Origin of the sequence: Pseudomonas sp. 8O (assembly GCF_902506495.1) — a bacterium.
GTDB classification, from domain to species: domain Bacteria; phylum Pseudomonadota; class Gammaproteobacteria; order Pseudomonadales; family Pseudomonadaceae; genus Aquipseudomonas; species Aquipseudomonas chaetocerotis.
On record NZ_LR733264.1, the window covers coordinates 1,363,504 to 1,388,788 of the forward strand.

Annotated in this window: 22 protein-coding genes; 13 read left to right on the top strand and 9 right to left on the bottom strand. The window is 62.0% G+C overall.

From position 1 onward, the window contains the following. Nucleotides 1-3 precede the first annotated feature (3 nt). Together GV002_RS09025 and GV002_RS09030 are read right to left on the bottom strand one after the other, a co-directional pair. A complete protein-coding gene (locus tag GV002_RS09025; RefSeq protein WP_160017981.1) occupies nt 4-1,530 on the bottom strand; it encodes an inactive transglutaminase family protein in 1,527 nt (508 codons plus the stop codon). Nucleotides 1,531-1,535: 5 nt separating this feature from the next. Continuing rightward, entirely contained in the window at nt 1,536-2,072 is a 537-nt protein-coding gene (locus GV002_RS09030) for an ATP-dependent zinc protease (protein ID WP_160018911.1), read from the bottom strand. Between the two features lie 305 nt (nt 2,073-2,377). On the opposite strand from GV002_RS09030, the gene GV002_RS09035 reads away from it, so the two are divergent. The 5 genes from GV002_RS09035 to prpF all read left to right on the top strand — a co-directional run bounded on the left by GV002_RS09035 (nt 2,378) and on the right by prpF (nt 9,298). Continuing rightward, the gene (locus GV002_RS09035; protein WP_160017982.1) at nt 2,378-3,115 is read left to right on the top strand and encodes a GntR family transcriptional regulator; all 738 of its coding nucleotides are present in this window, start codon (nt 2,378-2,380) and stop codon (nt 3,113-3,115) included. Continuing rightward, a complete protein-coding gene (gene prpB, locus GV002_RS09040) occupies nt 3,112-3,999 on the top strand; it encodes a methylisocitrate lyase (protein ID WP_160017983.1) in 888 nt (295 codons plus the stop codon). The genes GV002_RS09035 and prpB overlap by 4 nt, the downstream gene beginning before the upstream one ends. Nucleotides 4,000-4,103: 104 nt before the next feature. Continuing rightward, the gene (gene prpC, locus GV002_RS09045; RefSeq protein WP_160017984.1) at nt 4,104-5,264 is read left to right on the top strand and encodes a bifunctional 2-methylcitrate synthase/citrate synthase; all 1,161 of its coding nucleotides are present in this window, start codon (nt 4,104-4,106) and stop codon (nt 5,262-5,264) included. Between the two features lie 14 nt (nt 5,265-5,278). Further along, complete coding sequence (acnD, locus tag GV002_RS09050; RefSeq protein WP_178094676.1) at nt 5,279-7,888, top strand: Fe/S-dependent 2-methylisocitrate dehydratase AcnD; 2,610 nt, start codon at nt 5,279-5,281, stop codon at nt 7,886-7,888. A gap of 210 nt (nt 7,889-8,098) precedes the next feature. Continuing rightward, nucleotides 8,099-9,298 (top strand): 2-methylaconitate cis-trans isomerase PrpF, encoded by a 1,200-nt coding sequence (gene prpF / locus GV002_RS09055; protein WP_160017986.1) that lies wholly within the window; start codon nt 8,099-8,101, stop codon nt 9,296-9,298. Nucleotides 9,299-9,364: 66 nt separating this feature from the next. Here the strand turns inward: prpF and GV002_RS09060 are convergent, their stop codons facing one another. Both GV002_RS09060 and GV002_RS24290 read right to left on the bottom strand, forming a co-directional pair. Next, nucleotides 9,365-10,183 carry a pyruvate, water dikinase regulatory protein gene (locus GV002_RS09060; protein WP_017676811.1) on the bottom strand — a complete coding sequence of 273 codons (819 nt, stop codon included), beginning with the start codon at nt 10,181-10,183 and terminating at the stop codon, nt 9,365-9,367. 36 nt (nt 10,184-10,219) lie between these two features. After that, complete coding sequence (locus GV002_RS24290) at nt 10,220-10,417, bottom strand: hypothetical protein (RefSeq protein ID WP_226945369.1); 198 nt, start codon at nt 10,415-10,417, stop codon at nt 10,220-10,222. Here GV002_RS24290 and ppsA point away from each other — a divergent pair. Further along, nucleotides 10,364-12,736 (top strand): phosphoenolpyruvate synthase, encoded by a 2,373-nt coding sequence (gene ppsA, locus GV002_RS09065; protein ID WP_160017987.1) that lies wholly within the window; start codon nt 10,364-10,366, stop codon nt 12,734-12,736. The two genes, GV002_RS24290 and ppsA, sit on opposite strands and share 54 nt — an antisense overlap. 169 nt (nt 12,737-12,905) lie before the next feature. Beyond that, nucleotides 12,906-13,895: an alpha/beta fold hydrolase gene (locus tag GV002_RS09070; protein ID WP_160017988.1), complete on the top strand. Its 990-nt coding sequence runs from the start codon at nt 12,906-12,908 to the stop codon at nt 13,893-13,895. 63 nt (nt 13,896-13,958) lie between these two features. Here the strand turns inward: GV002_RS09070 and GV002_RS09075 are convergent, their stop codons facing one another. Continuing rightward, the gene (locus GV002_RS09075) at nt 13,959-14,099 is read right to left on the bottom strand and encodes a hypothetical protein (protein WP_160017989.1); all 141 of its coding nucleotides are present in this window, start codon (nt 14,097-14,099) and stop codon (nt 13,959-13,961) included. Between GV002_RS09075 and rraA the strand changes: the two genes are divergently transcribed. The 6 genes from rraA (at nt 14,098) to GV002_RS09105 (ending at nt 18,466) form a co-directional block, all read left to right on the top strand. Continuing rightward, complete coding sequence (gene rraA, locus GV002_RS09080) at nt 14,098-14,586, top strand: ribonuclease E activity regulator RraA (RefSeq protein WP_017676814.1); 489 nt, start codon at nt 14,098-14,100, stop codon at nt 14,584-14,586. The genes GV002_RS09075 and rraA overlap by 2 nt on opposite strands. A 4-nt stretch (nt 14,587-14,590) precedes the next feature. Beyond that, on the top strand, nt 14,591-15,577 hold the full coding sequence (locus GV002_RS09085) for a zinc transporter ZntB (RefSeq protein WP_160017990.1): 987 nt from the start codon (nt 14,591-14,593) through the stop codon (nt 15,575-15,577). A gap of 49 nt (nt 15,578-15,626) precedes the next feature. Further along, nucleotides 15,627-15,878 carry a CrfX protein gene (locus GV002_RS09090; protein ID WP_372241829.1) on the top strand — a complete coding sequence of 84 codons (252 nt, stop codon included), beginning with the start codon at nt 15,627-15,629 and terminating at the stop codon, nt 15,876-15,878. Nucleotide 15,879: 1 nt separating this feature from the next. Next, nucleotides 15,880-16,704 carry a mechanosensitive ion channel family protein gene (locus GV002_RS09095; protein ID WP_160017992.1) on the top strand — a complete coding sequence of 275 codons (825 nt, stop codon included), beginning with the start codon at nt 15,880-15,882 and terminating at the stop codon, nt 16,702-16,704. Nucleotides 16,705-16,786: 82 nt separating this feature from the next. Then, nucleotides 16,787-17,377 carry an RNA polymerase sigma factor SigX gene (gene sigX / locus GV002_RS09100; protein WP_160017993.1) on the top strand — a complete coding sequence of 197 codons (591 nt, stop codon included), beginning with the start codon at nt 16,787-16,789 and terminating at the stop codon, nt 17,375-17,377. A gap of 108 nt (nt 17,378-17,485) precedes the next feature. Beyond that, a complete protein-coding gene (locus GV002_RS09105) occupies nt 17,486-18,466 on the top strand; it encodes an OmpA family protein (protein WP_160017994.1) in 981 nt (326 codons plus the stop codon). Nucleotides 18,467-18,578: 112 nt separating this feature from the next. Here the strand turns inward: GV002_RS09105 and cobA are convergent, their stop codons facing one another. The 4 genes from cobA to nirB all read right to left on the bottom strand — a co-directional run bounded on the left by cobA (nt 18,579) and on the right by nirB (nt 25,046). Then, nucleotides 18,579-19,322: a uroporphyrinogen-III C-methyltransferase gene (gene cobA, locus GV002_RS09110; RefSeq protein ID WP_160017995.1), complete on the bottom strand. Its 744-nt coding sequence runs from the start codon at nt 19,320-19,322 to the stop codon at nt 18,579-18,581. A gap of 150 nt (nt 19,323-19,472) precedes the next feature. Beyond that, nucleotides 19,473-22,187 carry a nitrate reductase gene (locus tag GV002_RS09115; RefSeq protein ID WP_160017996.1) on the bottom strand — a complete coding sequence of 905 codons (2,715 nt, stop codon included), beginning with the start codon at nt 22,185-22,187 and terminating at the stop codon, nt 19,473-19,475. Nucleotides 22,188-22,275: 88 nt separating this feature from the next. Next, nucleotides 22,276-22,593: a nitrite reductase small subunit NirD gene (gene nirD, locus GV002_RS09120; RefSeq protein WP_160017997.1), complete on the bottom strand. Its 318-nt coding sequence runs from the start codon at nt 22,591-22,593 to the stop codon at nt 22,276-22,278. Further along, nucleotides 22,590-25,046 (bottom strand): nitrite reductase large subunit NirB, encoded by a 2,457-nt coding sequence (gene nirB / locus GV002_RS09125; RefSeq protein ID WP_160017998.1) that lies wholly within the window; start codon nt 25,044-25,046, stop codon nt 22,590-22,592. Before nirB ends, nirD begins: the two co-directional genes overlap by 4 nt. Nucleotides 25,047-25,285: the final 239 nt, after the last annotated feature.

Genomic DNA, 25,285 nt, shown 5'->3' on the forward strand with positions numbered 1-25,285 from the left:
GTCTTAGTCCTTGAGGAAGGCTTTGAAACGGAACAGTTCGGTCAGGCGGTAGCCGCGGTAACGACCCATCGCCAGCATGAAACCCACCAGGATCAGCAGGATCGCCGGGAAGGTGAACACGAAGTACACCAGCTCCGGCACACTCATCAGCAGGTGCGCGATGGTGGCGGCGAACAGGGTGCCGATGGCGACCTTGAACGCATGACTGCCGCCACGCTCTTCCCAGGTGATCGACAGACGCTCGATGGTCATGGTCAGAATCACCATCGGGAACAGTGCTACCGACAGGCCGCGCTCCAGGCCCAACTTGTGGCTGAACAGGCTGATGGTGGCGATCAGTACCACGACGAAGGTCAGCACGACCGACAGGCGCGGCAGCATCTGCAGCTTCAGATGTTCCAGATAGGAGCGTAGCGACAGCCCGAGCGCGGTGATCACGGTGAACAGGAAGATACCGAAGCCCAGTTGGGTTTCGCGGAAGGCGAGGGCGATCAGCACCGGGGTAAAGGTACCCAGGGTCTGCAGGCCGCCGAGGTTGCGCAGGATCAGGATGACCAGCACGCCGATCGGGATCATCACCATGATCATGAACGTCTGCTGGGTCTGCAGCGGCAGGCCGTACAGCGAGTACTCAAGGAAGCTGGCGTCGGTGTTCTCGTCGGTCAGTTTGGCCAGGCGGATGGCGTTCATCTCGCTGTTGTTCAGGCTGAAGCTGACTTGCGCCTGTCGGCCGCCTTCGAGGCTGACCAGATCGCTATCGCCGATCCACCAGACCAGGCGGTCTTCCGGCAGGCCTTGTTCACCGGATTCCGGGTTGAAGTACAGCCATTTCTGGCCATTGAAACTACGCAGCCACAACTCCGGTGACTGAGCAACCTCGGCCTGCAGGCGAATGGTGTGTACGCGCTCCATCGGCACGTGGGCAATGGACAACAGTAGATCGACGACCTTGGCCTTGTTGGCGGTGGAGGCATCACCACCGAGCAGCAGCTTCACGTTGTCGTCGTTGACGTTGTTGGCGCGCTTGATGGTTTCGCTGATGAAGGTCTCGACATCCGCCGAGTGCTGGCGAATCGGTGCCAGCAGGGCTTCAGCTGCGATCTTCTCAGGGCCTTCGACCGGGATGCTGTCACGGAAGATCGGGCCTTTTGCAGGTGCCTGCTCGCCGCTGTAACGCTTGGTCAGTACCAGGCGATAGTAGAGGGTCTGTTTGCCATTGGCACGGCGTGCCGACCAGGTGACACGGCGGTTGCCGTCGACACGGTTGACACTGACGCCGTAATTGTTGGAGATGAAGCTCTCGTTGAGGCTTACGTAATCCTGGTTCAGTGGCGGCACGAACATCTGCAGCTTCACCGGCTCACGCGGCGTCGCCTGGAATTCGACCTTGGCATCGATGTTCCACAGGTCGTCGGTCTCGTCCTCGGTCACCGGAATGCCGAGAATGAAGATTTGGTATGCCGTAATCAGAACGCCCAGGGCCACCAGGAGGGTGATCAGGACTTTCAGATGCAGGTTCAGAGAGCGCATGGGAATTACTCGCCAGGGGTTGCGTCATTGGTGCAGTCGGGTTTGCCGGCTGCATATTTAAGGCTTGGATCGACCATGGCTTCAAAGTGCTTGAGCGCTTCGGAGCCGATCAGAAGCGGGTATTGGAATGCGCTTCGGTCGGTCAAGTTCACTTCGATCGTGCGCAGGGTCTTGCCCATGCACAGTTCAAGGTCGATTACCGGGCGTGCCGTGTAGGTCTTGCCTTCATCGGGGTCGAAGTCGCCAGCACGGCGTTTGATCTTGCTGATACGCGCCAGCGGACGCTCTATGGTGCGCTCGTGGGCATCGTCTATGGCCAGCACGAAACGCACCCAGGTTTCTCCGTCACGCTTGAAACGTTTGATATCGCGGGCGCTCAAGGACGCAGTTTTGGCACCGGTATCGAGTTTGGCGGCTACCTGCAGGTCCAGTTCTTCTAAGTGGATATATTCGTTCAGACCATAGATTGACTTGCCCATGGCCAGAGTCGGGCAGGACAAGGTCAGCAGGCAGATCAGCAAAGAGAAGGATTTCAGTCTCATGTGTCCTTGAGAAGGTATTGCCAAGGGCGGGATGAAGGGCCGCATTTGGCGGCATCCTGCCATACAACTATTTGCCGTGAAGTCTAGCAGGCATGGCAAAAGGCGATGGCTGGGCGTGAACGAGCGGATTCTAACATGGGGATTTTCCGTGCTGACAGACGCTTATGTAGCTTTCTGAAAGTAGAGTTGCGGCTTGCTTGGCTGGGTAATCCCGATACATTGTCGACAATACTTTGGTCTGCTTTGACGTATTCAGCTTTAGAGCGTAGTTTTAGCCTCAGTAAAAGCCATTGGTGTCGACAATCGTGCTGCTCGAATCGGATGTATCCACAGTGTCGCAGGTGGATTCGGAAACGCTTTCCGAACATGTCTTTCGCCTTATCCAGGCGGCCATCGTCAAGGGTGAGATCGCTCCGGGCAGCAAGATCTCCGAGCCCGAGCTGGCGCGCACCTATGGCATCAGTCGTGGCCCGCTACGCGAAGCCATTCACCGTCTGGAAGGGCAGAAGCTGCTGGTGCGAGTGCCGCATGTGGGCGCGCGCGTGGTGTCGCTCAGTCATGCCGAGTTGGTCGAGCTGTACGAGATTCGCGAGTCGCTCGAAGGCATGGCTTGCCGCCTGGCCGCCGAGCGCATGACCCAGCATGAGATCGATGAACTGCGCCGGGTGCTGGAGCTGCACGAGCAGGACGCCGCCTTCAAGGCCGGTGTCGGCTATTACCAGCAGGAAGGCGACTTCGACTTCCACTACCGAATCATCCAGGGCAGCGGTAACCGTACCCTGGCCAAGCTGCTGTGCGACGAGCTGTACCAGCTGGTGCGCATGTACCGCCTGCAGTTCTCCACTACGCCCAATCGGCCGCACCAGGCCTTCGCCGAGCATCACCGCATTCTCGATGCCATCGAAGGCCGTGACGGCGAACTGGCCGAATTGCTGATGCGCCGCCACATCGGCGCCTCCAAGCGCAATATCGAGCGCCACTACGGTTCCCAAAGCGGACAGGAAGCGCTCGCCACTTCATCCAAGACCCGAGGTGATTCATGACCCAGCTTTCCGCCGGCCAGCGTTTCCGCCAGGCCCTCGCCGAAGAAAGTCCTCTGCAGGTGATCGGTGCGATCAATGCCAATCATGCCCTGCTGGCCAAGCGCGCCGGTTTCCGCGCCATCTATCTCTCCGGTGGCGGCGTGGCGGCTGGCTCGCTCGGCCTGCCGGACCTGGGCATCAACACCCTGGATGATGTGCTCACCGACGTGCGCCGCATCACCGATGTCTGTGACCTGCCGCTGCTGGTGGACATCGACACCGGCTTCGGCCCCAGCGCCTTCAATATCGAGCGCACCATCAAGAACCTGATCAAGGCCGGCGCCGCTGCCGCGCACATCGAAGATCAGGTCGGCGCCAAGCGCTGCGGCCATCGTCCGGGCAAGGAGATCGTCTCCTGCGAGGAGATGGTCGACCGCGTGAAGGCCGCCGCCGATGCCAAGACCGACCCGGACTTCTTCCTCATCGCCCGCACCGACGCCATCCAGGCCGAGGGCGTCGATGCCGCCATTGAACGCTGCAAGCGCTATGTCGAAGCTGGAGCCGATGGCATCTTCGCCGAGGCTGCCTACGACCTGCCGACCTACGCGCGTTTCGTCAAGGAGCTGAACGTGCCGGTGCTGGCCAACATCACCGAATTCGGTGCCACGCCGCTGTTCACCCGTGATGAGCTGGCCTCGGTCGGCGTGGCCATCCAGCTCTACCCGCTGTCGGCCTTTCGCGCGGCGAACAAGGCGGCGGAAAGTGTCTACACCTCGATCCGCCAGAACGGCCACCAGAAGGATGTGATCGAGCTGATGCAGACTCGTGCCGAACTCTACGACCGCATCGGCTATCACGCCTTCGAGCAGAAGCTCGATGCGCTGTTCGCCGCCAGCAAGAAGTAAGGCCGTAGCCAGGATGCAATCCGGGGCGGTTGGCAGGTTGCCTGACTGCCTCCGGGCCACCCTACCCAGAGCACAGCAGAACAAAAAGAGTCGAGGAGATAGCGATGAGCACCACCGAAACCACCACCCCCGGCTTCAAGCCGAAGAAATCCGTCGCCCTGAGCGGTACCGCCGCCGGCAACACCGCCCTGTGCACTGTTGGCCGCACCGGCAATGACCTGCACTACCGTGGCTATGACGTGCTCGACTTCGCCAGCCGCTGCGAGTTCGAGGAAATCGCTCACCTGCTGGTGCATGGCAAGCTGCCCAACGTCGCCGAACTGGCCGGCTACAAGGCAAAACTCAAGGCCCTGCGCGGCCTGCCGGCCGGGGTGAAAGCCGCTCTGGAGACTCTGCCGCCTTCGGCGCACCCGATGGACGTAATGCGCACTGCCGTATCCGTACTTGGCTGCCTGGCGCCGGAGAAGGACGATCATAACCATCCGGGTGCCCGCGATATCGCCGACAAACTCATGGCCTCCCTGGGCTCTGCCTTGCTGTACTGGTACCACTACAGCCACAACGGCAAGCGCATCGACGTCGAAACCGACGACGACTCCATCGGTGGTCACTTCCTGCACCTGCTGCATGGCGAGAAGCCGCGTGAGTCCTGGGTACGCGCCATGCACACCTCGCTGAACCTGTATGCCGAGCACGAATTCAATGCCTCCACTTTCACCTCGCGGGTGATCGCCGGCACCGGCTCCGACCTGTTTTCCTGCATCGCCGGTGCCATCGGTGCGTTGCGCGGGCCGAAACACGGTGGCGCCAACGAGGTGGCCTTCGAAGTGCAGAAGCGCTACGACAGCCCGGACGAGGCCGAGGCCGACATTCGCGAGCGGGTAGGGCGCAAGGAGGTGGTGATCGGCTTCGGTCACCCGGTCTACACCGTCAGCGACCCGCGCAACAAGGTGATCAAGGAAGTAGCCCGCGAGCTGTCCGAAGAGCAGGGCAACACCAAGATGTATGACATCGCCGAGCGCCTGGAGAGCGTGATGTGGGACATCAAGAAGATGTTCCCCAACCTCGATTGGTTCAGCGCCGTGAGCTACCACATGATGGGCGTGCCCACCGCCATGTTCACTCCGCTGTTCGTCATCGCCCGCACTGCTGGCTGGTCCGCTCACGTCATCGAGCAACGCATCGACGGCAAGATCATCCGCCCGAGCGCCAACTACACAGGCCCCGAAGACCTGAAGTTCGTGCCGCTCAAGGACCGTGAATAATCATGAATGACACCCTGAATAGCCAATACCGCAAGCGTCTGCCTGGTACCGCTCTGGATTACTTCGATGCCCGTGAGGCGGTCGAGGCGATCCAGGCCGGCGCATGGGACAAGCTTCCCTACACCTCACGCGTACTGGCAGAGCAGCTGGTGCGTCGCTGCGAGCCGCAGGACCTGAGCGCCGCGCTGGAGCAATTGGTCTACCGCAAGCGCGACCTGGACTTCCCCTGGTACCCGGCGCGCGTGGTTTGCCATGACATCCTTGGTCAGACCGCGCTGGTCGACCTGGCCGGCTTGCGTGATGCCATCGCCGAGCAGGGCGGTGACCCGGCCAAGGTCAATCCGGTGGTGCCGACTCAGTTGATCGTCGACCACTCCCTGGCCGTCGAGGCGCCGGGCTTCGACCCGGACGCCTTCGAGAAGAACCGCGCCATCGAGGATCGTCGCAACGAGGACCGCTTCCACTTCATAGACTGGACCAAGACCGCGTTCAAGAACGTCGATGTGATCCCGGCTGGCAACGGCATCATGCACCAGATCAACCTGGAGAAAATGAGCCCGGTGATCCAGGCACGCGGTGGCGTGGCGTTCCCCGACACTTGTGTTGGCACCGACTCGCACACGCCGCACGTGGACGCGCTTGGCGTGATCGCCATCGGTGTCGGCGGCCTGGAAGCCGAGACCGTGATGCTCGGCCATCCGTCGATGATGCGCCTGCCCGATATCGTCGGCGTCGAGCTGACCGGCAAGCGCCAACCCGGCATCACCGCCACCGACATCGTCCTGGCGATCACCGAGTTCCTGCGCAAGGAAAGGGTCGTGGGCGCCTGGGTCGAGTTCTTCGGCGAAGGGGCGGACAGCCTGTCCATCGGCGATCGCGCGACCATCTCCAACATGTGCCCGGAATACGGTGCTACCGCCTCGATGTTCTACATCGACGGCCAGACCATCGACTACCTCAAGCTCACCGGTCGCGAGCCGGAGCAGGTGGCGCTGGTTGAAAGCTACGCCAAGACTCTGGGGCTGTGGAGCGACGCGCTGAAAACCGCCGAGTACGAGCGTGTGCTGCGCTTCGACCTGGGCAGCGTCGTGCGCAACATGGCCGGCCCGTCCAACCCGCACCGTCGCCTGCCCACTTCGGCGCTGGCCGAGCGCGGCATCGCCGACGAGGCCAAGTTGCAGGCCGGTAAAGGCGAGGAAGCCCAGGGCCTGATGCCCGATGGCGCGGTGATCATCGCCGCCATCACCAGTTGCACCAACACCTCCAACCCGCGCAACGTCATTGCCGCCGGCCTGGTGGCCAAGAAGGCCAACGCGCTGGGCCTGGTGCGCAAGCCTTGGGTCAAGACCTCCTTCGCTCCTGGTTCGAAGGTCGCCAAGCTGTACCTGGAAGAGGCTGGCCTGTTGCAGGAGCTGGAGCAGCTCGGCTTCGGCATCGTCGCCTACGCCTGCACCACCTGTAACGGCATGTCCGGCGCGCTCGATCCTGTGATCCAGAAGGAAATCATCGACCGCGACCTGTACGCCACCGCTGTGCTCTCAGGCAACCGCAACTTCGACGGGCGCATCCATCCTTACGCCAAGCAGGCCTTCCTGGCTTCGCCGCCGCTGGTGGTGGCCTATGCAATTGCCGGCACCGTGCGCTTCGATATCGAGCAGGATGTGTTGGGCACCGACACTGCCGGCAATCCGGTCACGCTCAAGGATCTGTGGCCGAGCGACGAGGAGATCGACGCCATAGTCGCTGCGTCGGTCAAGCCCGAGCAGTTCAAACAGATCTATATCCCCATGTTCGATCTGGGCAGTGTGCAGGAAGCGGAAAGCCCTCTGTACGACTGGCGGCCGATGTCCACCTACATCCGCCGTCCGCCGTACTGGGAAGGCGCGCTGGCCGGCGAGCGTACGCTCAAGGGCATGCACCCGCTGGCGATCCTGCCGGACAACATCACCACCGATCACCTGTCGCCGTCCAACGCCATCCTCGCGGACTCGGCCGCCGGTGAGTACCTGGCGAAAATGGGCCTGCCGGAAGAGGACTTCAACTCTTACGCGACTCACCGGGGCGACCATTTGACCGCACAGCGCGCCACCTTCGCCAACCCGCAACTGGTCAACGAAATGGCCGTGGTCGACGGGCAAGTGAAGAAGGGTTCGCTGGCCCGTGTCGAGCCCGAGGGCCAGGTGATGCGCATGTGGGAGGCCATCGAGACCTACATGAACCGCAAGCAGAACTTGATAATCGTCGCCGGCGCCGACTACGGCCAGGGTTCGTCGCGCGACTGGGCAGCCAAGGGCGTGCGCCTGGCAGGCGTGGAAGTGATCGTCGCCGAAGGCTTCGAGCGCATCCACCGCACCAATCTCGTGGGCATGGGCGTGTTGCCGGTGGAGTTCAAGCCAGGCACCACGCGCCTGACCCTAGGCCTGGATGGCACCGAAACCTATGACGTCGAGGGCGAGATTTCGCCGCGCTGCAACCTGACCCTGGTGGTCAATCGCCGCAATGGCGAGGTGCTGCGCGTACCGGTGACCTGCCGCCTGGACACTGCGGCCGACGTCAGCGTGTACAAGGCCGGCGGTGTGCTGCAGCGCTTCGCCAAGGACTTCCTCGAAGGCGCGGTGGCTTGATGGCGTGGTCTACTCCCTCTCCCATTCATGGGAGAGGGCTGGGGAGAGGGTGGTGCAGGCGGCTCGGTATTGTCTGATAGACCCTCTCCCCCGGCCCCTCTCCCGCAAGCGGGAGAGGGGAGACAAGCGCGTAGCCCGGATGTAATCCGGGGCAAGGTTAAATGATTCGATCCCGGATTGCATCCGGGCTACTTTTTCAGGACTGTAGCTATGGCTTATCTGCCGCAAGTAAAAATCCCTGCCACCTACATGCGTGGTGGCACCAGCAAGGGCGTGTTCTTCCGCCTGCAGGATCTGCCTGAGCGCTGTCAGGTGCCGGGCGCGGCGCGCGACAAGCTGTTCATGCGCGTGATCGGCAGCCCCGATCCGTACTCGGCGCAGATCGACGGCATGGGCGGTGCCACGTCGAGCACCTCCAAATGCGTGATCCTGTCCGAGAGCAGTCAGCCCGAACATGACGTCGACTACCTCTATGGCCAGGTATCCATCGACAAGGCCTTTGTCGACTGGAGTGGCAACTGCGGCAACCTGTCTACCGCCGCCGGTGCTTTCGCCATCCATGCCGGCCTGGTCGATCCTGCGCGGATTCCCGACAACGGCATCTGCATCGTGCGCATCTGGCAGGCCAATATCCGGAAAACCATCATCGCCCATGTGCCGATCAGCAACGGGCAGGTGCAGGAAACCGGCGACTTCGAACTCGATGGCGTGACCTTTCCAGCTGCGGAGATCGTGCTGGAGTTCCTCGATCCGTCCGACGATGGCGAGGAGGGAGGTTCGATGTTCCCCACCGGCAACCTGGTCGATGACCTCGAAGTGCCGGCTGATGTTGTAGAGGGGGGCACTTTGAAGGCGACGATGATCACCGCCGGCATCCCGACGATCTTCGTCAATGCCGAAGACATCGGCTATCAGGGCACCGAACTGCGCGAGGCCATCAATGGCGACCCGGCGCAACTGGCGCGTTTCGAGCATATCCGCGTTGCCGGTGCGCTGCGCATGGGGCTGATCAAAACAGCCGAGGAGGCTGCAACACGTCAACACACCCCGAAGATCGCCTTCGTCAGCCCGCCCAGGGATTACCGCACCTCCAGCGGCAAGGAGGTGAAGGCCAGCGAAGTCGACCTGCTGGTACGCGCGCTGTCGATGGGCAAGCTCCACCACGCGATGATGGGCACCTGCGCCGTGGCCATCGGCACGGCGGCGGCGATTCCGGGCACGCTGGTCAACCTGGCCGCTGGTGGCGGCGAGCGTGAGGCAGTGCGTTTCGGCCATCCATCCGGCACCTTGCGCGTGGGTGCTCAGGCCAAACGGGCCGACGGCCAATGGACAGTGACCAAGGCCGTGATGAGCCGCAGCGCGCGCATCCTGATGGAAGGCTGGGTGCGGATCCCGGGTGAAAGTTTCTGAATCCCTAAGCTAGAAAAGGCTCGAAGTTTCGAGTCTTTTCTCTTTTAAAACAGATGGTTGAGAGATTTACTTAAGGCGGCGTTCAACACCTTTTTCCACCAGGATCTTGGCCGAAATTTCCTCGACCGAGAAATGCGTGGAATTGATGAAGGCAATGTTTTCGCGGCGGAACAGGCCTTCCACCTCGCGGACTTCGAACTCGCACTGGGCGAAGCTGGCGTAGCGGCTGTTGGGCTTGCGCTCGTGGCGGATGGCGGTAAGACGATCCGGGTCGATGGTCAGGCCGAACAGCTTGTCGCGGTACTTTTTCAGCGAGTCGGGGAGCTGCAGGCGCTCCATATCGTCCTCGGTCAGCGGGTAGTTGGCGGCGCGGATGCCGTATTGCATGGCCATGTACAGGCAAGTAGGCGTCTTGCCGCAGCGCGATACGCCGACCAGTATCAGGTCGGCCTTGTCGTAATAATGGGTGCGAGCGCCATCATCGTTGTCGAGGGCGAAGTTGACCGCCTCGATACGCTCCATGTAGTTGGAGTGCTGGCCGATGGAGTGCGACTTGCCGACCGAGTAGGAGGAGTGCGAGCTCAGCTCCTGCTCCAGTGGCGACAGGAAGGTCGAGAAAATGTCGATCATGAAACCATTGGCGGTATCGAGGATCGCACGAATATCGCGGTTGACGATGGTGTCGAAGATGATCGGACGGGCGCCGTCCCTTTCAGCGGCTGCATCGATTTGTTGTACCATGGCGCGCGCTTTTTCGATGCTGTCGATATAAGGGCGGGTCAGTTTGGTGAACTGAATGTTCTCGAACTGTGCGAGCAGGCTCTGGCCCAAGGTTTCGGCCGTGATGCCGGTGCCGTCGGAGATGAAGAAAGCGGTTCGTTTCATTTGCGCCAAAGGCCTTAAGCTGAGTTCGATTCTTGGCTATGATAGGCCGCGTTTTGCGCCGGGCCCACCGGGTTCGGCATTGTTACTTATACAAGGGCAAGGCCACAATCGCGCGACCTCGGTCGTTCGACATTGCGCAGCCCACTGAGCTTTTCCAATACAGTTAGTGGAGAGATCACCTTGGTAGAGTACGTAGTTTCCCTCGATAAGCTCGGCAATCATGATGTTGAGCATGTGGGGGGCAAGAACGCATCCCTCGGCGAGATGATCAGTAACCTGGCCGGCGCCGGTGTCTCGGTTCCCGGTGGTTTCGCCACTACGGCTCAGGCCTACCGCGATTTTCTCGAGCAAAGCGGCCTGAATGCGCAGATCCACGCAGCGCTTGACGCGCTCGATGTCGATGACGTCAACGCCCTGGCCAAGACCGGCGCGCAGATTCGCCAGTGGGTAATGGACGCCGAGTTCCCGGCCGAGCTGGACAAGCAGATCCGCGAAGCCTTCGCCATCATGAGCGGCGGCAACGACAACATGGCCGTGGCGGTGCGTTCCTCCGCCACCGCCGAAGACCTGCCGGACGCTTCCTTTGCCGGCCAGCAGGAAACCTTCCTCAATATCCGCGGCGTGGACAACGTGATTCGCGCTGCCAAGGAAGTCTTCGCTTCCCTGTTCAACGACCGTGCCATCGCTTACCGCGTGCATCAGGGCTTCGACCACAAGCTGGTCGCCCTGTCTGCCGGCGTGCAGCGCATGGTGCGTTCGGAAACCGGTACCGCCGGTGTGATGTTCACCCTGGACACCGAGTCCGGCTTCCGTGACGTCGTGTTCATCACCGGCGCTTACGGTCTCGGTGAGACCGTCGTTCAGGGCGCGGTGAACCCTGACGAGTTCTACGTGCACAAGCCAACTCTGGAAGCCGGCCGTCCGGCGATCCTGCGCCGCAACCTGGGCAGCAAGGCGATCAAGATGATCTACGGCGACGAAGCCAAGGCGGGTCGCTCGGTGAAAACCGTAGAAGTCGACCGCGCCGAGCGTGCGCGTTTCTGCATCACCGACGCCGAGGTCAGCGAGTTGGCCAAGCAGGCGCTGATCATCGAGAAACATTACGGTCGTCCGATGGACATCGAATGGGCCAAGGACGGTGACGACGGCAAGCTGTACATCGTGCAGGCTCGCCCGGAAACCGTCAAAAGCCGCGCCAGCGCCACCGTGATGGAGCGCTACCTGCTGAAAGAGAAAGGCACCGTGCTGGTCGAAGGCCGCGCCATCGGTCAGCGCATCGGCGCCGGCAAGGTACGCGTGATTCATGACGTATCCGAAATGGACAAGGTGCAGCCGGGCGATGTGCTGGTCTCCGACATGACCGACCCGGACTGGGAGCCGGTGATGAAGCGCGCCAGCGCCATCGTCACCAACCGCGGCGGCCGCACCTGTCACGCGGCGATCATCGCTCGTGAGCTGGGCATTCCGGCCGTGGTCGGTTGCGGCAACGCCACCCAGGTGCTGAAGGATGGCCAGGGCGTTACCGTATCCTGCGCCGAAGGCGATACCGGTTTCATCTTCGAGGGCGAACTGGGCTTCGACATTCGCAAGAACTCGGTCGACGCCATGCCGGATCTGCCGTTCAAGATCATGATGAACGTCGGCAACCCGGATCGCGCTTTCGATTTCGCTCAACTGCCGAACGAAGGCGTAGGCCTGGCCCGCCTGGAATTCATCATCAACCGCATGATCGGCGTGCACCCGAAAGCGTTGCTGAACTTCTCCAGCCTGCCGCCGGAGATCAAGGACAGCGTTGAGAAGCGCATCGCCGGTTACGGTGATCCGGTCGATTTCTACGTCGAGAAGCTGGTCGAGGGCATCAGCACCCTGGCCGCAGCCTTCTGGCCGAAGAAAGTCATCGTGCGCCTGTCGGACTTCAAGTCCAACGAATACGCCAACCTGATCGGCGGCAAGCTATACGAGCCGGAAGAAGAGAACCCGATGCTGGGCTTCCGTGGTGCGTCGCGCTATATCAGCGAATCCTTCCGCGACTGCTTCGAACTGGAATGCCGCGCACTGAAGAAGGTGCGCAACGAGATGGGGCTGACCAACGTCGAGATCATGGTGCCGTTCGTGCGCACCCTGGGCGAGGCATCGCAAGTGGTCGAGTTGCTGGCCAGCAATGGTCTGGCCCGCGGTCAGGATGGCCTTAAAGTCATCATGATGTGCGAGCTGCCGTCCAACGCCATCCTGGCTGAGGAGTTCCTCGAGTTCTTCGATGGCTTCTCCATCGGCTCCAACGACCTGACCCAGTTGACCCTGGGCCTGGATCGTGACTCCGGTATCGTCGCTCACCTGTTCGACGAGCGTAACCCTGCGGTGAAGAAGCTGCTGGCCAATGCCATCTCCGCCTGCAACAAGGCTGGCAAGTACATCGGTATCTGCGGCCAGGGTCCGTCGGACCACCCGGATCTGGCCAAGTGGCTGATGGAGCAGGGCATCGAGAGCGTGTCGCTGAACCCTGACTCGGTACTCGATACCTGGTTCTTCCTGGCTGAGACTCAGCCTGCCTGAGGTCTGTGATCGATCCAGAAAGGGCGGGTTGATCCCGCCCTTTTTGGTGTCCATCGCGTTTTGCCGGTCATTCCAAACCGTCGCCAGCGATATGCAATATCGCTCCCGGCGGTTTTTTATGCGTGTCGTTATTCTTTTATGGCGTCTCGCCAGTGCGGTCATCTGATCCATGCAAAGCAGTAGTGAGCTTTTCCCCGTTTCCCTGATGAGCGCCGAACTGCGCGGCGACCTCAGCGAAGACGTCTATCTTCTCAAACCCAACAACAGCCCTGACTCCAGTGTCGAGCTGGCATTGACCCGGCTCGGCCGCGCAGGCTCAGAAGGCGAGCGTGGCGTGCCCGTGGTATTGCTGCATGGCAGCTTTTCCAATCGGCGCTTCTGGTATTCGCCCAAGGGCATTGGCCTGGGGCCTTACCTGGCGCGCGCGGGGTTCGATGTGTGGATCGCCGAAATGCGCGGCCACGGCCTGTCGCCGCGCAACGAAAACTATCGAGACAACCACGTGGCGCAGTACGTGCGCCATGATCTGCCAGCCATTGCTGATTTCATCATCGAGCAGACCGGGCAAGCCGCGCACTGGATCGGCCATTCCCTCGGCGGAGTGACGCTGGCGGCAGCGCTGGGGGGCGGTTATCTCGAGGCGTCGCGTGTGCGTTCGGCGGCATTGTTCGGCAGTCAGGTCAGCCGTATCTACTGGCCGCTCAAGCTGCCGCCGGTGGAGTGGGGCGGTCGTCTGCTGTTACGTGCCTTTCCCTACCTGTCCGGGCGCCGGCTGAAGCGCGGCCCCGAAGACGAGCCGGCCGGCCTGGCACTGGAAACCCTGCGCTGGCTCAGGCTCTTCGGGCGTTTCGGTGATGCTGATCAGGATTGGTGGGCAGGCCTGACTCAGGTGAGCGTGCCGATTCTGGCTGTAGGGGCTGCAGCCGATCATCAGGACCCTGCCTGGGCCTGTCGCAAGCTGCTGGAGCAGTGCAGTGCCGCGCCGTCGCAGTTCTTGCTGCTGGGTAAGGAGAACGGCTTCTCCAGCGACTTCGGGCATATCGAAATGCTGGTCAGCAAGGAGGCGCAGCGAGAGGTGTGGCCCTTGACCGAATATTGGTTGCAGCATCTGCAACTGCCTGCCGGTTTTGCCGAGCAGGCGTCTGCTATAGGTTCTTGAGTCGCTGCTTGAGATTGTCCCGGCCGTTTCTTCGGCAGAGGCTTGGCGGTAAGATGTGACGCATCATCTTTGGGTGGTCATTTCGGGCTCATCTACGTGCTCGTCGTTCATTTCGGGCGATAGCTCGATGCTGAATTGTCCAGCCTCAAGCAGGTCCATGAAGGTGGCTGCCTTCTCATCCATTGTCGAAAGGAGTTCTGTCATGCACTACATCACCCCCGATCTGTGCGATGCCTATCCGGAACTGGTTCAGGTCGTCGAGCCGATGTTCGCCAACTACGGCGGCCGCGATTCTTTCGGCGGTCAGATCGTCACCATCAAGTGTCATGAGGACAACTCGTTGGTGAAGGAGCAGGTCGACCTGCCTGGTCAGGGCAAGGTCCTGGTCGTGGATGGTGGCGGTTCCCTGCGCCGTGCTCTGCTCGGTGACATGCTGGCCGAGAAGGCTGCCAAAAACGGTTGGGAAGGCATCGTGGTATATGGCTGCATCCGTGACGTTGACGTCATCGCGCAGACCGATCTGGGCGTACAGGCGCTGGCCAGCCATCCGATGAAGACCGACAAGCGCGGCATTGGCGATCTGAATGTGCCCGTCAGCTTTGGCGGCGTGACCTTTAAACCGGGCGATTACCTGTACGCCGACAACAACGGCATCATCGTTTCCCCGCAAGCTCTGAGCATGCCGGAATAAGCCTATGCAGGATCAGGATTCGGCGTTGCTGCATGCCTTCGTGCTCGATGGTCGGGGCGGTGCACGCAGCATCACTCGCCACGAACTGGATAACCTGCAGTTGAGCGAGCAGGAAAGCCTGTGGCTGCACTGGGATCGCGCCCAGGAGCAGTCGCAGCGCTGGTTGCGTGAGCACAGCGGACTGGATGAATTCAGCTGCGACCTGCTGCTCGAGGAAAACACCCGACCGCGTCTGTTACCCCTGCCCAATGATAAGTTGCTGTTGTTCCTGCGCGGGGTTAACCGCAATCCCGGTGCCGAGCCGGAAGACATGGTGTCGGTGCGTATCTTCGCTGATGCCCGGCGGGTGATCTCCCTGCGTCAGCGTCCGTTGCTCGCGACCGACGCACTGATTGCCGACCTGCTGGCGGGCAAGGGACCGAAGACGGCATCCGAACTGCTCCTGGAGCTCGCCCGCCATCTCACCAGTCGCGTTGATGATCTGATCGCCGAGTTGAGCGAGCAGCTCGACGGTGAGGAGGATGGTCTCGATGGCGATGAGCGTTATCGTCCCGACCATGGCCTGATGTTACAGGTACGTCGGCGTGCGGCCAGCTTGCGTCGGTTTCTCGCCCCGCAACGCGACCTCTACGCGCAGCTGGTGCGTAATCGACAGCCCTGGTTCGTCGAGGATGACGGTGACTACTGGAACGAGCTGAACAACCGCCTGACCCGCTATCTGGAGGAGCTAGAACTGATTCGCGAACGCGTCGGCCTGGTGCTGGAGGCGGAAAGCCGGCGTCTCGGTGAGCGCATGAATCGCATCATGTATCGCTTCACCGTGATCACCGGCATGTTCCTGCCGCTGACCTTCCTCACGGGGCTTCTTGGCATCAATGTCGGCGGGATTCCGGGCTCGGAAAGCCCGATCGGCTTCTTTATCGCCTGCGGCCTTATGGTCCTTCTGGCACTGGGCCAACTACTGCTTTTTCGCCGCTGGCGTTGGCTGTGATGTGTGACTCATCCGCTGGTTACTGCGTCTAGCCGTGACATCCCGTGAGGTGCGCATGCACGATCCATTTGAAGAGTCTCTACGCGATTTGCTCAAGTCCTCGCCGTCCAGCCATGACGACGATGCTTGCCTGCACCGGGTTCTCAAGACCGCCAACCGCCAGGTCGGTGCTGGTGACCTGTTCAGCCTGATAGGCCACTGGGCGCAGGCCCTGATGATCGCCCTGAACAACGGTTCGGCGCATGTCGCGCCGGTTTCGCGCCGTACCCAATCCTCTGCTTCTGCTGATAAGGCCGACTGAAATGGAACTCGATCCCTGGACCCAAAGCCTGATCTCCGCGATGACCGCATTGTGGACCAAGGTTGCCGGATTCATTCCCAACCTGTTCGTTGCACTGGTGTTGGTACTGCTTGGTTTCGTCGTGGCCAAGTTGCTCGACACGCTGCTGTCCAAGCTGCTCGGCAAGGTTGGTCTGGATCGCCTGATGACGGGGACCGGTCTGACCAAGTTGCTGGCACGCGTTGGCATTCACGCACCGGTATCGACCCTGATCGGCAAGATCGTCTATTGGTTCGTGCTCCTGATCTTCCTGGTTTCGGCCGCTGAATCGCTTGGTCTACAGCGGGTTTCCGCGACCCTCGACGTGCTGGCGCTGTACCTGCCAAAAGTTTTCGGCGCCGCCTTGGTGTTGCTTGCCGGTGTGCTACTGGCGCAACTGGTCAGCAGCCTGGTGCGTGGCGCCGCCGAGGGCGTCGGCCTGGAGTATGCGAACGGGTTGGGGCGTGTCGCGCAAGGCCTGGTGATCATCATCAGCATCTCGGTGGCCATCGGCCAGCTCGAGATCAAGACCGATCTGCTCAACAACGTGATCGCCATCGTGCTGATCTCCGTTGGTCTGGCGGTCGCGCTGGCGCTGGGCCTGGGTAGCCGCGATATCGCCAGCCAGATTCTCGCCGGCATTTATGTGCGCGAGCTGTATCAGGTCGGGCAACAAGTGCAGGTTGGTGAGGTCGAAGGGCAGATCGAAGAGATCGGCACAGTGAAAACCATCCTGTTGACCGATACTGGTGAGCTGGTATCGGTGGCAAATCGAGTGATGCTCGAGCAACGCGTGAACAGTCGCTGACGCCAATCTGTTATTTTATGCCGCTGCCCGGCAGGCGTGACCTGCCGGGCGCTTTTCGTCCTGACTGTCGGCCCGACTCGTTTTGAACAAAGCCCAGCCCTTGCCCACGCGCTACGACCCCCGCGAGCTCACTGATGAAGAGCTGGTGGCGCGCGCCCACGACGAGCTGTTTCATATAACTCGTGCTTATGAAGAGCTGATGAGGCGCTACCAGCGAACATTATTTAACGTGTGCGCGCGTTATTTGGGGAACGAAAGGGATGCTGATGATGTCTGTCAGGAGGTGATGCTCAAAGTTCTCTATGGTCTCAAGAACTTCGAGGGTAAATCCAAGTTCAAAACTTGGCTGTACAGCATTACCTACAACGAATGCATTACTCAGTATCGAAAAGAGCGGCGAAAGCGTCGATTGGTTGACGCCTTAAGTTTGGACCCGCTCGAAGAGGCTTCCGACGATAAGACACCCAAAGTCGAGGAGCGAGGCGGTCTGGATCGCTGGTTGGTTCACGTCAACCCGATCGATCGCGAGATTCTGGTGCTACGTTTTGTCGCAGAACTCGAGTTTCAAGAGATTGCCGACATCATGCACATGGGCTTGAGCGCAACGAAAATGCGCTACAAGCGAGCATTGGATCGGTTGCGGGATAAATTTTCGGAAAATTCCGAAACTTAGTTCAGCTTTCCGACCACTAAGGGAGTGGCGAAACCTGATAAAATCGCCGCCAAGTTGTCGACTGAAGTTAACGGCAACTTATTAACCACCAAGATGGGGATTTAACGGATGAAAGTAAAAAACACCTTGGGCGTAGTCATTGGCTCTCTCGTTGCCGCAACCTCCTTCGGCGCGCTGGCGCAAGGCCAAGGCGCTGTCGAGGTGGAGGGCTTCGTCAATCGCTACTTCACCGACGTTCAGCGTGATTACGCGCACAACGAAGGCAACCTGTTCGGTGGCAGCATCGGCTACTACCTGACTGACGACGTCGAACTGGCGCTGTCCTATGGCGAATACCATGATCTGCGCGGTGAAGGTTCGCAAGGCAGCAAGAACATCAAGGGCAACCTGACCGACCTGAAGGCCATCTACCACTTCGGTCAGCCGGGTGTTGGTCTGCGTCCGTACGTTTCTGCTGGTTTCGGCCACCAGAGCATTGGCGACGCCAACAGCGGTGGTCGTGACCACTCCACCCTGGCCATCGCTGGCGCAGGTGCCAAGTACTACTTCACCGAAATGTTCTACGCCCGTGCTGGCGTTGACGCTCTGTACAACATCGACCAGGGCGACACCGAGTGGCAAGCTGGCGTGGGTGTTGGTCTGAACTTCGGTGGTGGCAGCAAGCCTGCTCCGGCCCCGGTCGTTGCTGCTGCGCCCGAGCCGATGCCTGAGCCCGCTCCGGAGCCGGTGATGGAAGCTGTTCGCGTTGAGTTGGACGTCAAGTTCGACTTCGACAAAGACCGCGTCAAAGAAGAAAGCTATGGCGACATCAAGAACCTGGCTGACTTCATGAACCAGTACCCGCAGACCACCACCACTGTTGAAGGTCACACCGACTCCGTTGGTAGCGACGCTTACAACCAGAAGCTGTCCGAGCGTCGTGCGAACGCCGTTCGTGAAGTTCTGGTCAACCAGTATGGTGTTGACGGTAGCCGCGTGAACACTGCCGGCTACGGTGAAACCCGTCCGGTTGCTGACAACGCCACCGACTCCGGTCGCGCTATCAACCGTCGCGTTGAAGCTGAAGTAGAAGCCCAGATCCAGCAGTAACGCTTCTGGTGCTCCAAGAAAAACCCGGCCTCGGCCGGGTTTTTCTTTTCTGGAATAAAAAAGCTCGCCATGGGGGGCGGGCAAGCAACGACTTCGCAGGAGCGCGAAGTTATCAGGCATGTAGGAGCAGGGGCATGCTGATCTGCGTGCTGGCGCGGGCGACTTCGCCGATCACCAGAATGGCCGGGCTTTTCAGAGCGAAGGCCATGGCGTCGTCCTGCATCGTCGCGAGGTGGCTGCGGCATTCGCGCTGCTCGGGCAGCGAGGCGTTCTCGATCATGGCCACCGGCATCTCGCCGCTCAAGCCGCCAGCGAGCAGACCATCGCGAATATCCGCCAGCTTGGCCACGCCCATGTAGACGACCAATGTAGTGCCGCTCTGTGCCAGCGCATGCCAGTTCAGTGAGCTGTCATCCTGAGTATGGGCGGTGACCAAGGTTACGCCGCGTGCCACGCCGCGCAGGGTCAGGGGAATGCCGCAGTTGGTGGCACCGGCCAACCCGGCGGTGATGCCGTTGACCATCTCCACTTCGATGCCGTGCTCGCCGAGCCAGTCGGCTTCCTCGCTGCCACGGCCGAAGATGCACGGATCGCCGCCTTTCAGGCGCACCACGCACTTGCCCTGGCGTGCATAGCGCAGCATCAGGCGATGGATGAAGGCCTGGGGGGTGGAGCGACAACCGCCGCGCTTACCTACCGATACGATACGGGCGCCGGGGCAGTGCTCGAGCACGGCCGGGTTGACCAGATCGTCGATCATCACGATCTCGGCCTGTTTCAGCGCCTTGACCGCCTTGAGCGTGAGTAGCTCGGGATCACCGGGACCAGCGCCAACCAGCCAGACTTTTGCGTTCATATCGGGTTCCTCGTAGGGTGCGTCGTGCGCACCAAGTCGTTTGCTGGTTCCCACGCTCCGGCGTGGGAACGGATTCGGGGACGCTCTGCGTCCCATGAGACGCGGAGCGTCTCGGCCTGCATACCCACGCAGAGCGTGGGTACGATCAATTCATGCGTTCACTGCAGTGGGCTGTTGGGCCAGCAGACGTTTGATTTCAGGGACACAGGAGCCACAGCTGGTGCCGCACTTGAGCTCCTGCATGAGGCTCTCCAGATCCAGGCCGCGTGCAATGCCGGCGCACACCGCGCTTTCGCTGATGTTCAGGCAGTTGCACAGGGTCTTGCTGCGGGTGGAGGCGGCATTGCCTGGCGGTGCTGAGACCGGGGCGAGCAGCCAACGGCGCAGATCGGCGTCAGCCTGGCCCTCCAGCCACAGGGTCCTGAGCCATTCGCTGGCGGCGGTTTCGCCGGCCAGGCGGATGCTGACGATACGGCCGCTCTCGATGCGCACGCGCTTGCCTACCGCGCGACGCGGGTCGTCGTAGGCCAGCACCGGGCCTTCATTCAGGCGCAGCAGGCGGTCGATCTGCGCCAGCAGCTCGGGCTGCGGCGCAACGGCGCTGGCAGCGCGAATGAGCAGGGCGGGGCGCTCTCGACCGGTGGGGGTGAGGCTGGCGTAGGCGAACTCCTCGAACAGCGGACGCAGGGACTCGAAGCGGCTCTGCACCTCACCCTCGACCAGGGCGAACAACTGCCAGGGCAGCTCGACCTTGTCCACCTCGACGCCGGCATGCTTGAGCTCTGGCTGCTTGGACAGCGGATCGAAGGCCGGCTGGGTCAGCACGTTGGTGCCCAGGCCCTTGAGGAAGCGGTCGCCCCAGTGCATCGGCAGCCAGGCCTGGCCTGGGCGCACCGACTCGTCAGCCTGCACCGGCAGGATCAGGCTGCCACGACGGCTGCGCAGCTTGACCAGATCGCCGTCCTGCAGGCGACGGCGGCGCAACTCGTCCGTGTGCAGGCCGAGCACGGCGGCCTCGACATGACCGAACAGGCGCGCGGCGGTGCCAGTGCGGCTCATGCCGTGCCACTGGTCGCGCAGGCGTCCGGTGTTGAGCGTCAGCGAGTAACGTGCCTCGCGCTTTTCCTTCGGCGCGCGGTACGGGTCGACGTGGAACTGCGCGCGTCCGCTGGCGGTTGGGAAGCGGCCGTCGGCATAGAGTCGCGCGGTGCCCTGGCGTGCGCCGGTCGGAAACGGCCATTGCTGGGGACCTTGGTCATCGAGCAGCGCGTAGCTCAGCCCCGAGAGGTCGAGGTCACGCTGGGCAGTCAGATGCTTGTATTCCTCGAACAGCGCCTCGCTGCTGGCGAAGTCGAACAGGCTGGGCAGGCCGGGGCGGAGCAGTTGTTCCAGGCGACGAGCGAAGTCGCAGGTGATCGACCAATCGGGCCGCGCCTCTACGGGCGCTGGCACGGCGCGGCGTACATGGCTGACGCGACGCTCGGAGTTGGTTACCGTGCCTTCCTTCTCGCCCCAACTGGCAGCGGGCAGCAGCAGGTCGGCGTAGCGGCAGGTCTCGGTGGTGAAGAAGGCTTCCTGCACCACGACGAAGGGGCAGGCGGCCAAGGCCTCATGCACCTTGTTCTGGTCCGGCAGCGACTGCGCCGGGTTGGTGCAGGCGATCCACAGCGCCTTGATGCGCCCGTCGTGCACCGCATCGAACAGCTCGATGGCGGACAGCCCGGGCTTCTCTGGCAGGGCGTCGACGCCCCAGTAGGCGGCGACTTCGGCGCGGTGTTCGGCGTTGCCGGCCTCGCGGTGGCCCGGCAGCAGGTTGCTCAGGCTGCCGGTCTCGCGGCCACCCATGGCGTTGGGCTGGCCGGTCAGCGAGAAGGGGCCGGCGCCGGGCCTGCCGATCTGCCCGGTGGCCAGGTGCAGGTTGATCAGCGCGCTGTTCTTGGCGCTGCCGGCGCTGGACTGATTGAGCCCCATGCACCACAGCGAGAGGAAGGAGGGCGCGCGGCCGATAAGCTCGGCGCAGCGCTGCAGGGCGTCGAGGCTGATGCCGCAGATATCGGCGGTGGCTGCCGGGCTGTAGTCGCGCACCAGGTTTTTCAGCGCCTCGAAGCCTTCGGTGTGGGTGTCGATATAGCGGCGGTCGACCCAGCCTTCCCACAGCAGGATGTGCAGGATGCCGTGAAACAGCGCGACGTCGGTGCCGGGCAGGATCGCCAGGTGCAGGTCGGCCAGCTCGCAGGTGTCGGTGCGCCGCGGATCGATGACGATGACCTGCATCTCGGGGCGGCGAGCCTTGGCTTCTTCCAGACGGCGGAACAGCACCGGGTGGGCGTAGGCCATGTTGGAGCCGGCGATCAGTACGCAGTCGCTCTGCTCGATGTCCTCGTAACTGCAGGGCGGAGCGTCGGCGCCGAGGCTGCGCTTGTAGCCGACCACGGCGCTGGACATGCACAGCCGCGAGTTGGAGTCGATATTGTGGGTGCCGACCAGGGCGCGGGCCAGCTTGTTGAAGGCGTAGTAATCCTCGGTCAGCAGCTGGCCGGAGATATAGAAGGCCACGCTGTCCGGGCCGTGCTCGCGGATGGTCTCGGCGAACACCGCCGCGGCGTGGTCCAGGGCGCTGTCCCAGTCCGTGCGCGAACGGGCCAGGTCCTTGCCCAGGCGCAGTTCGGGATGGAGGGCGCGGGCGTCGAGGTCACCGGTCAGGTGCAGGGTCGAGCCTTTGCTGCACAGTTTGCCGAAGTTGGCCGGGTGGCTGGGATCGCCGGCGACGCCGAGGATCTTCTCGCCGTCGTGCTCGATCAGCACACCGCAGCCCACGCCGCAGTAGCAGCAGGTGGAGGCGGTGATTTGAGTGGGGCTGGCCATGTTCGGAGCTCCTGAGGCGCGGGGAAGTTCTGGTGGGAGGGGGCTTCAGCCGCGACCGTCGCCGCTGAAGCGCCTCCCACAGGGCTGGCTAGCTGCTAAGAGCGAGGGCCAGCAACACGCGGCCGCTCTCCACCTTGGCATGGTGCCGATGGGCGCAGCCCACGTCCGGCGCCACGGCATCGCCGGACTCCAGCTCGATCTGCCAGTTGTGCAGCGGGCAGGCCACACGCTTGCCGTAGATCAGTCCCTGGGACAGTGGGCCGCCCTTGTGCGGGCAGCGGTCGTCGAGGGCGAATACTTCATCGTTACTGGTGCGGAAGATGGCGATATCGCCTTTCGGCCCGGCGATGATGCGCGAGCCGAGCACGTTGATCTCTTCCAGGGCGCAGATATCCAGCCAGTTCATACGGTGGCCTCCTCGATTTGCACGACCTTGATGGTGTCGAACTCTTTCTTCAGTTGCGGCGTCTCAATGCGCTCCTTCCACGGGTCCTGCTCGAACGACAGGGCGTAGTGCAGGCGCGCGGCCAGGGCCTTGCGATTGACTTCGTCTTCCAGCACCGCCTTCTTGATGTGCTCCATGCCGACGCGCTGCATGTAGTGCACGGTGCGCTCCAGATAGAAGGCCTCTTCGCGATAGAGCTGAAGGAAGGCGGCGTTGTATTCGCGTACTTCTTCGGCGGTTTTCACCTTGACGAAGAACTCGGCCACCTCGGTCTTGATCCCGCCGTTGCCGCCGATGTACATCTCGAAGCCGGAGTCCACGCCGATGATGCCGACGTCCTTGATGCCGGCCTCGGCGCAGTTGCGCGGGCAGCCGGAGACCGCCAGCTTGACCTTGTGCGGCGACCACATGTTGAACAGGTCGTGCTCCAGGTCGATGCCCAGCTGGGTGGAGTTCTGCGTACCGAAACGGCAGAACTCGCTGCCGACGCAGGTCTTCACCGTGCGGATGGACTTGCCGTAGGCGTGGCCGGAGGGCATGTCCAGGTCCTTCCACACGGCCGGCAGGTCGTCCTTCTTGATGCCCAGCAGGTCGATACGCTGGCCGCCGGTGACTTTGACCATGGGTACGTTGTACTTGTCGGCCACATCGGCGATGCGGCGCAGCTCGGACGGATTGGTTACGCCGCCCCACATACGCGGTACCACCGAGTAGGTGCCGTCCTTCTGGATATTGGCGTGGGCGCGCTCGTTGATCAGGCGCGACTGCGGGTCGTCCTTGGCCTCGCCTGGCCAGGTCGAGATCAGGTAGTAGTTCAGCGCCGGGCGGCAGGTGGCGCAGCCGTTGGGCGTGCTCCAGTTGAGAAACGCCATGGTCTGCGCCATGGAGGTCAGATGCTGCTCGCGTATCGCCTTGCGGATCTGCCCGTGATTGAGGTCGGAGCAGCCGCAGATGGCTTTCTCGCTCTTGGGCTTGACGTCGGCGGCGCCGCCGACGGTGCTGATCAGGATCTGCTCGACCAGACCGGCGCAGGAGCCGCAGGAGCTGGCGGCCTTGGTGTGCTTCTTGACCTCGTCGACCGAGAACAGACCGTTCTCCTGGATTGCCTTGACGATGGTGCCCTTGCACACGCCGTTGCAGCCGCAGATTTCCATGCTGTCGGGCATGTTGGCGGTTTTACCTGCGCCCTGGTGGCCAACGTCGCCGATGGCACCTTCGCCAAACATCAGGTGGTCGCGGATCTCGCTGACGTTGTGGTTCTCGCGGATCTGGCGGAAGTACCAGCCACCGTCGGCGGTGTCGCCGTACAGGCAGGCGCCGACCAGCACGTCGTCCTTGATCACCAGCTTCTTGTATACGCCGCCAATGGGATCGGACAGGGTGATGGTCTCGGTGCCTTCACCGCCCATGAATTCGCCGGCGGAGAACAGGTCGATGCCGGTGACCTTGAGCTTGGTCGAGGTCACCGAGCCCTGGTAGCGGGCGAAGCCGAGCTGGGCCAGGTGGTTGGCGCAGACCTTGGCCTGCTCGAACAGCGGCGCCACCAGACCGTAGGCGATGCCACGGTGGCTGGCGCATTCGCCGATGGCGTAGACGCGTGGGTCAAAGGTCTGCAGGGTGTCGTTGACCAGGATGCCGCGGTTGCAGGCAAGCCCGGCGCTCTCGGCCAATTCACTGTTGGGGCGGATGCCGGCCGCCATCACCACCAGGTCGGCGGGAATCACCTCGCCGTCCTTGAACTTCACCGCGCAGACGCGCCCTTCGCCGTTGTCCAGCAGTTCGGCGGTGTGCTTGGGCAGGAGGAATTTCAGGCCGCGATCTTCAAGGGACTTCTGCAGTAGCTCGCCGGCGGTGCGGTCGAGCTGGCGCTCCAGCAGCCAGTCGCCGATATGCACCACGGTGACGTCCATGCCGCGCAGCTTGAGGCCGTTGGCAGCCTCCAGGCCGAGCAGGCCGCCACCGATGACCACCGCGTGCTTATGGGTCTTGGCGGTGTCCATCATCATCTGGGTGTCGGCGATGTCGCGGTAGCCGATCACACCGGCCAGGTCCTTGCCCGGGATCGGCAGAATGAAGGGGTTGGAACCGGTGGCGATGAGCAGGCGGTCGTACTCGGCTTCGCTGCCATCGTCGGCGATGACCAGGCGCTTCTTGCGGTCGATCTTGACCACCTTGCGCCCGAGCAACAGCTTGATGTCGTTTTCCGCGTACCAGTTCAGATCGTTGAGAACGATCTCCTCGAAGGTCTGCTCGCCAGCCAGCACGGGGGAGAGCAGGATGCGGTTGTAGTTGGGGTGCGGCTCGGCGCCGAACACGGTGATGTCGTAGAGGTCGGGGGCGAGCTTGAGCAGCTCTTCGAGGGTGCGCACACCCGCCATGCCGTTGCCGATCATCACCAGCTTGAGTTTTTGCATGCCGGCCATCTCCTGAAGAAAAATCACGGTCGAAAAAATTGTCGGGAGCAATTTTTAACGTCGCTCCGCGACGGCTCGAAGAGTGGCCGCCAGGGATGGCAGGCCAGAAAAACAAAAAAGGCGTCCCGCTAGTCACCTAGCGAGGACGCCTTTGTCCAGGTCCCGTTCTATCGGGAAGTGCAGCCTTCTTCGTTGAAGGTCGCGCTTTATGTAGTTTGTGGCAGTGCGAATGCAGACCT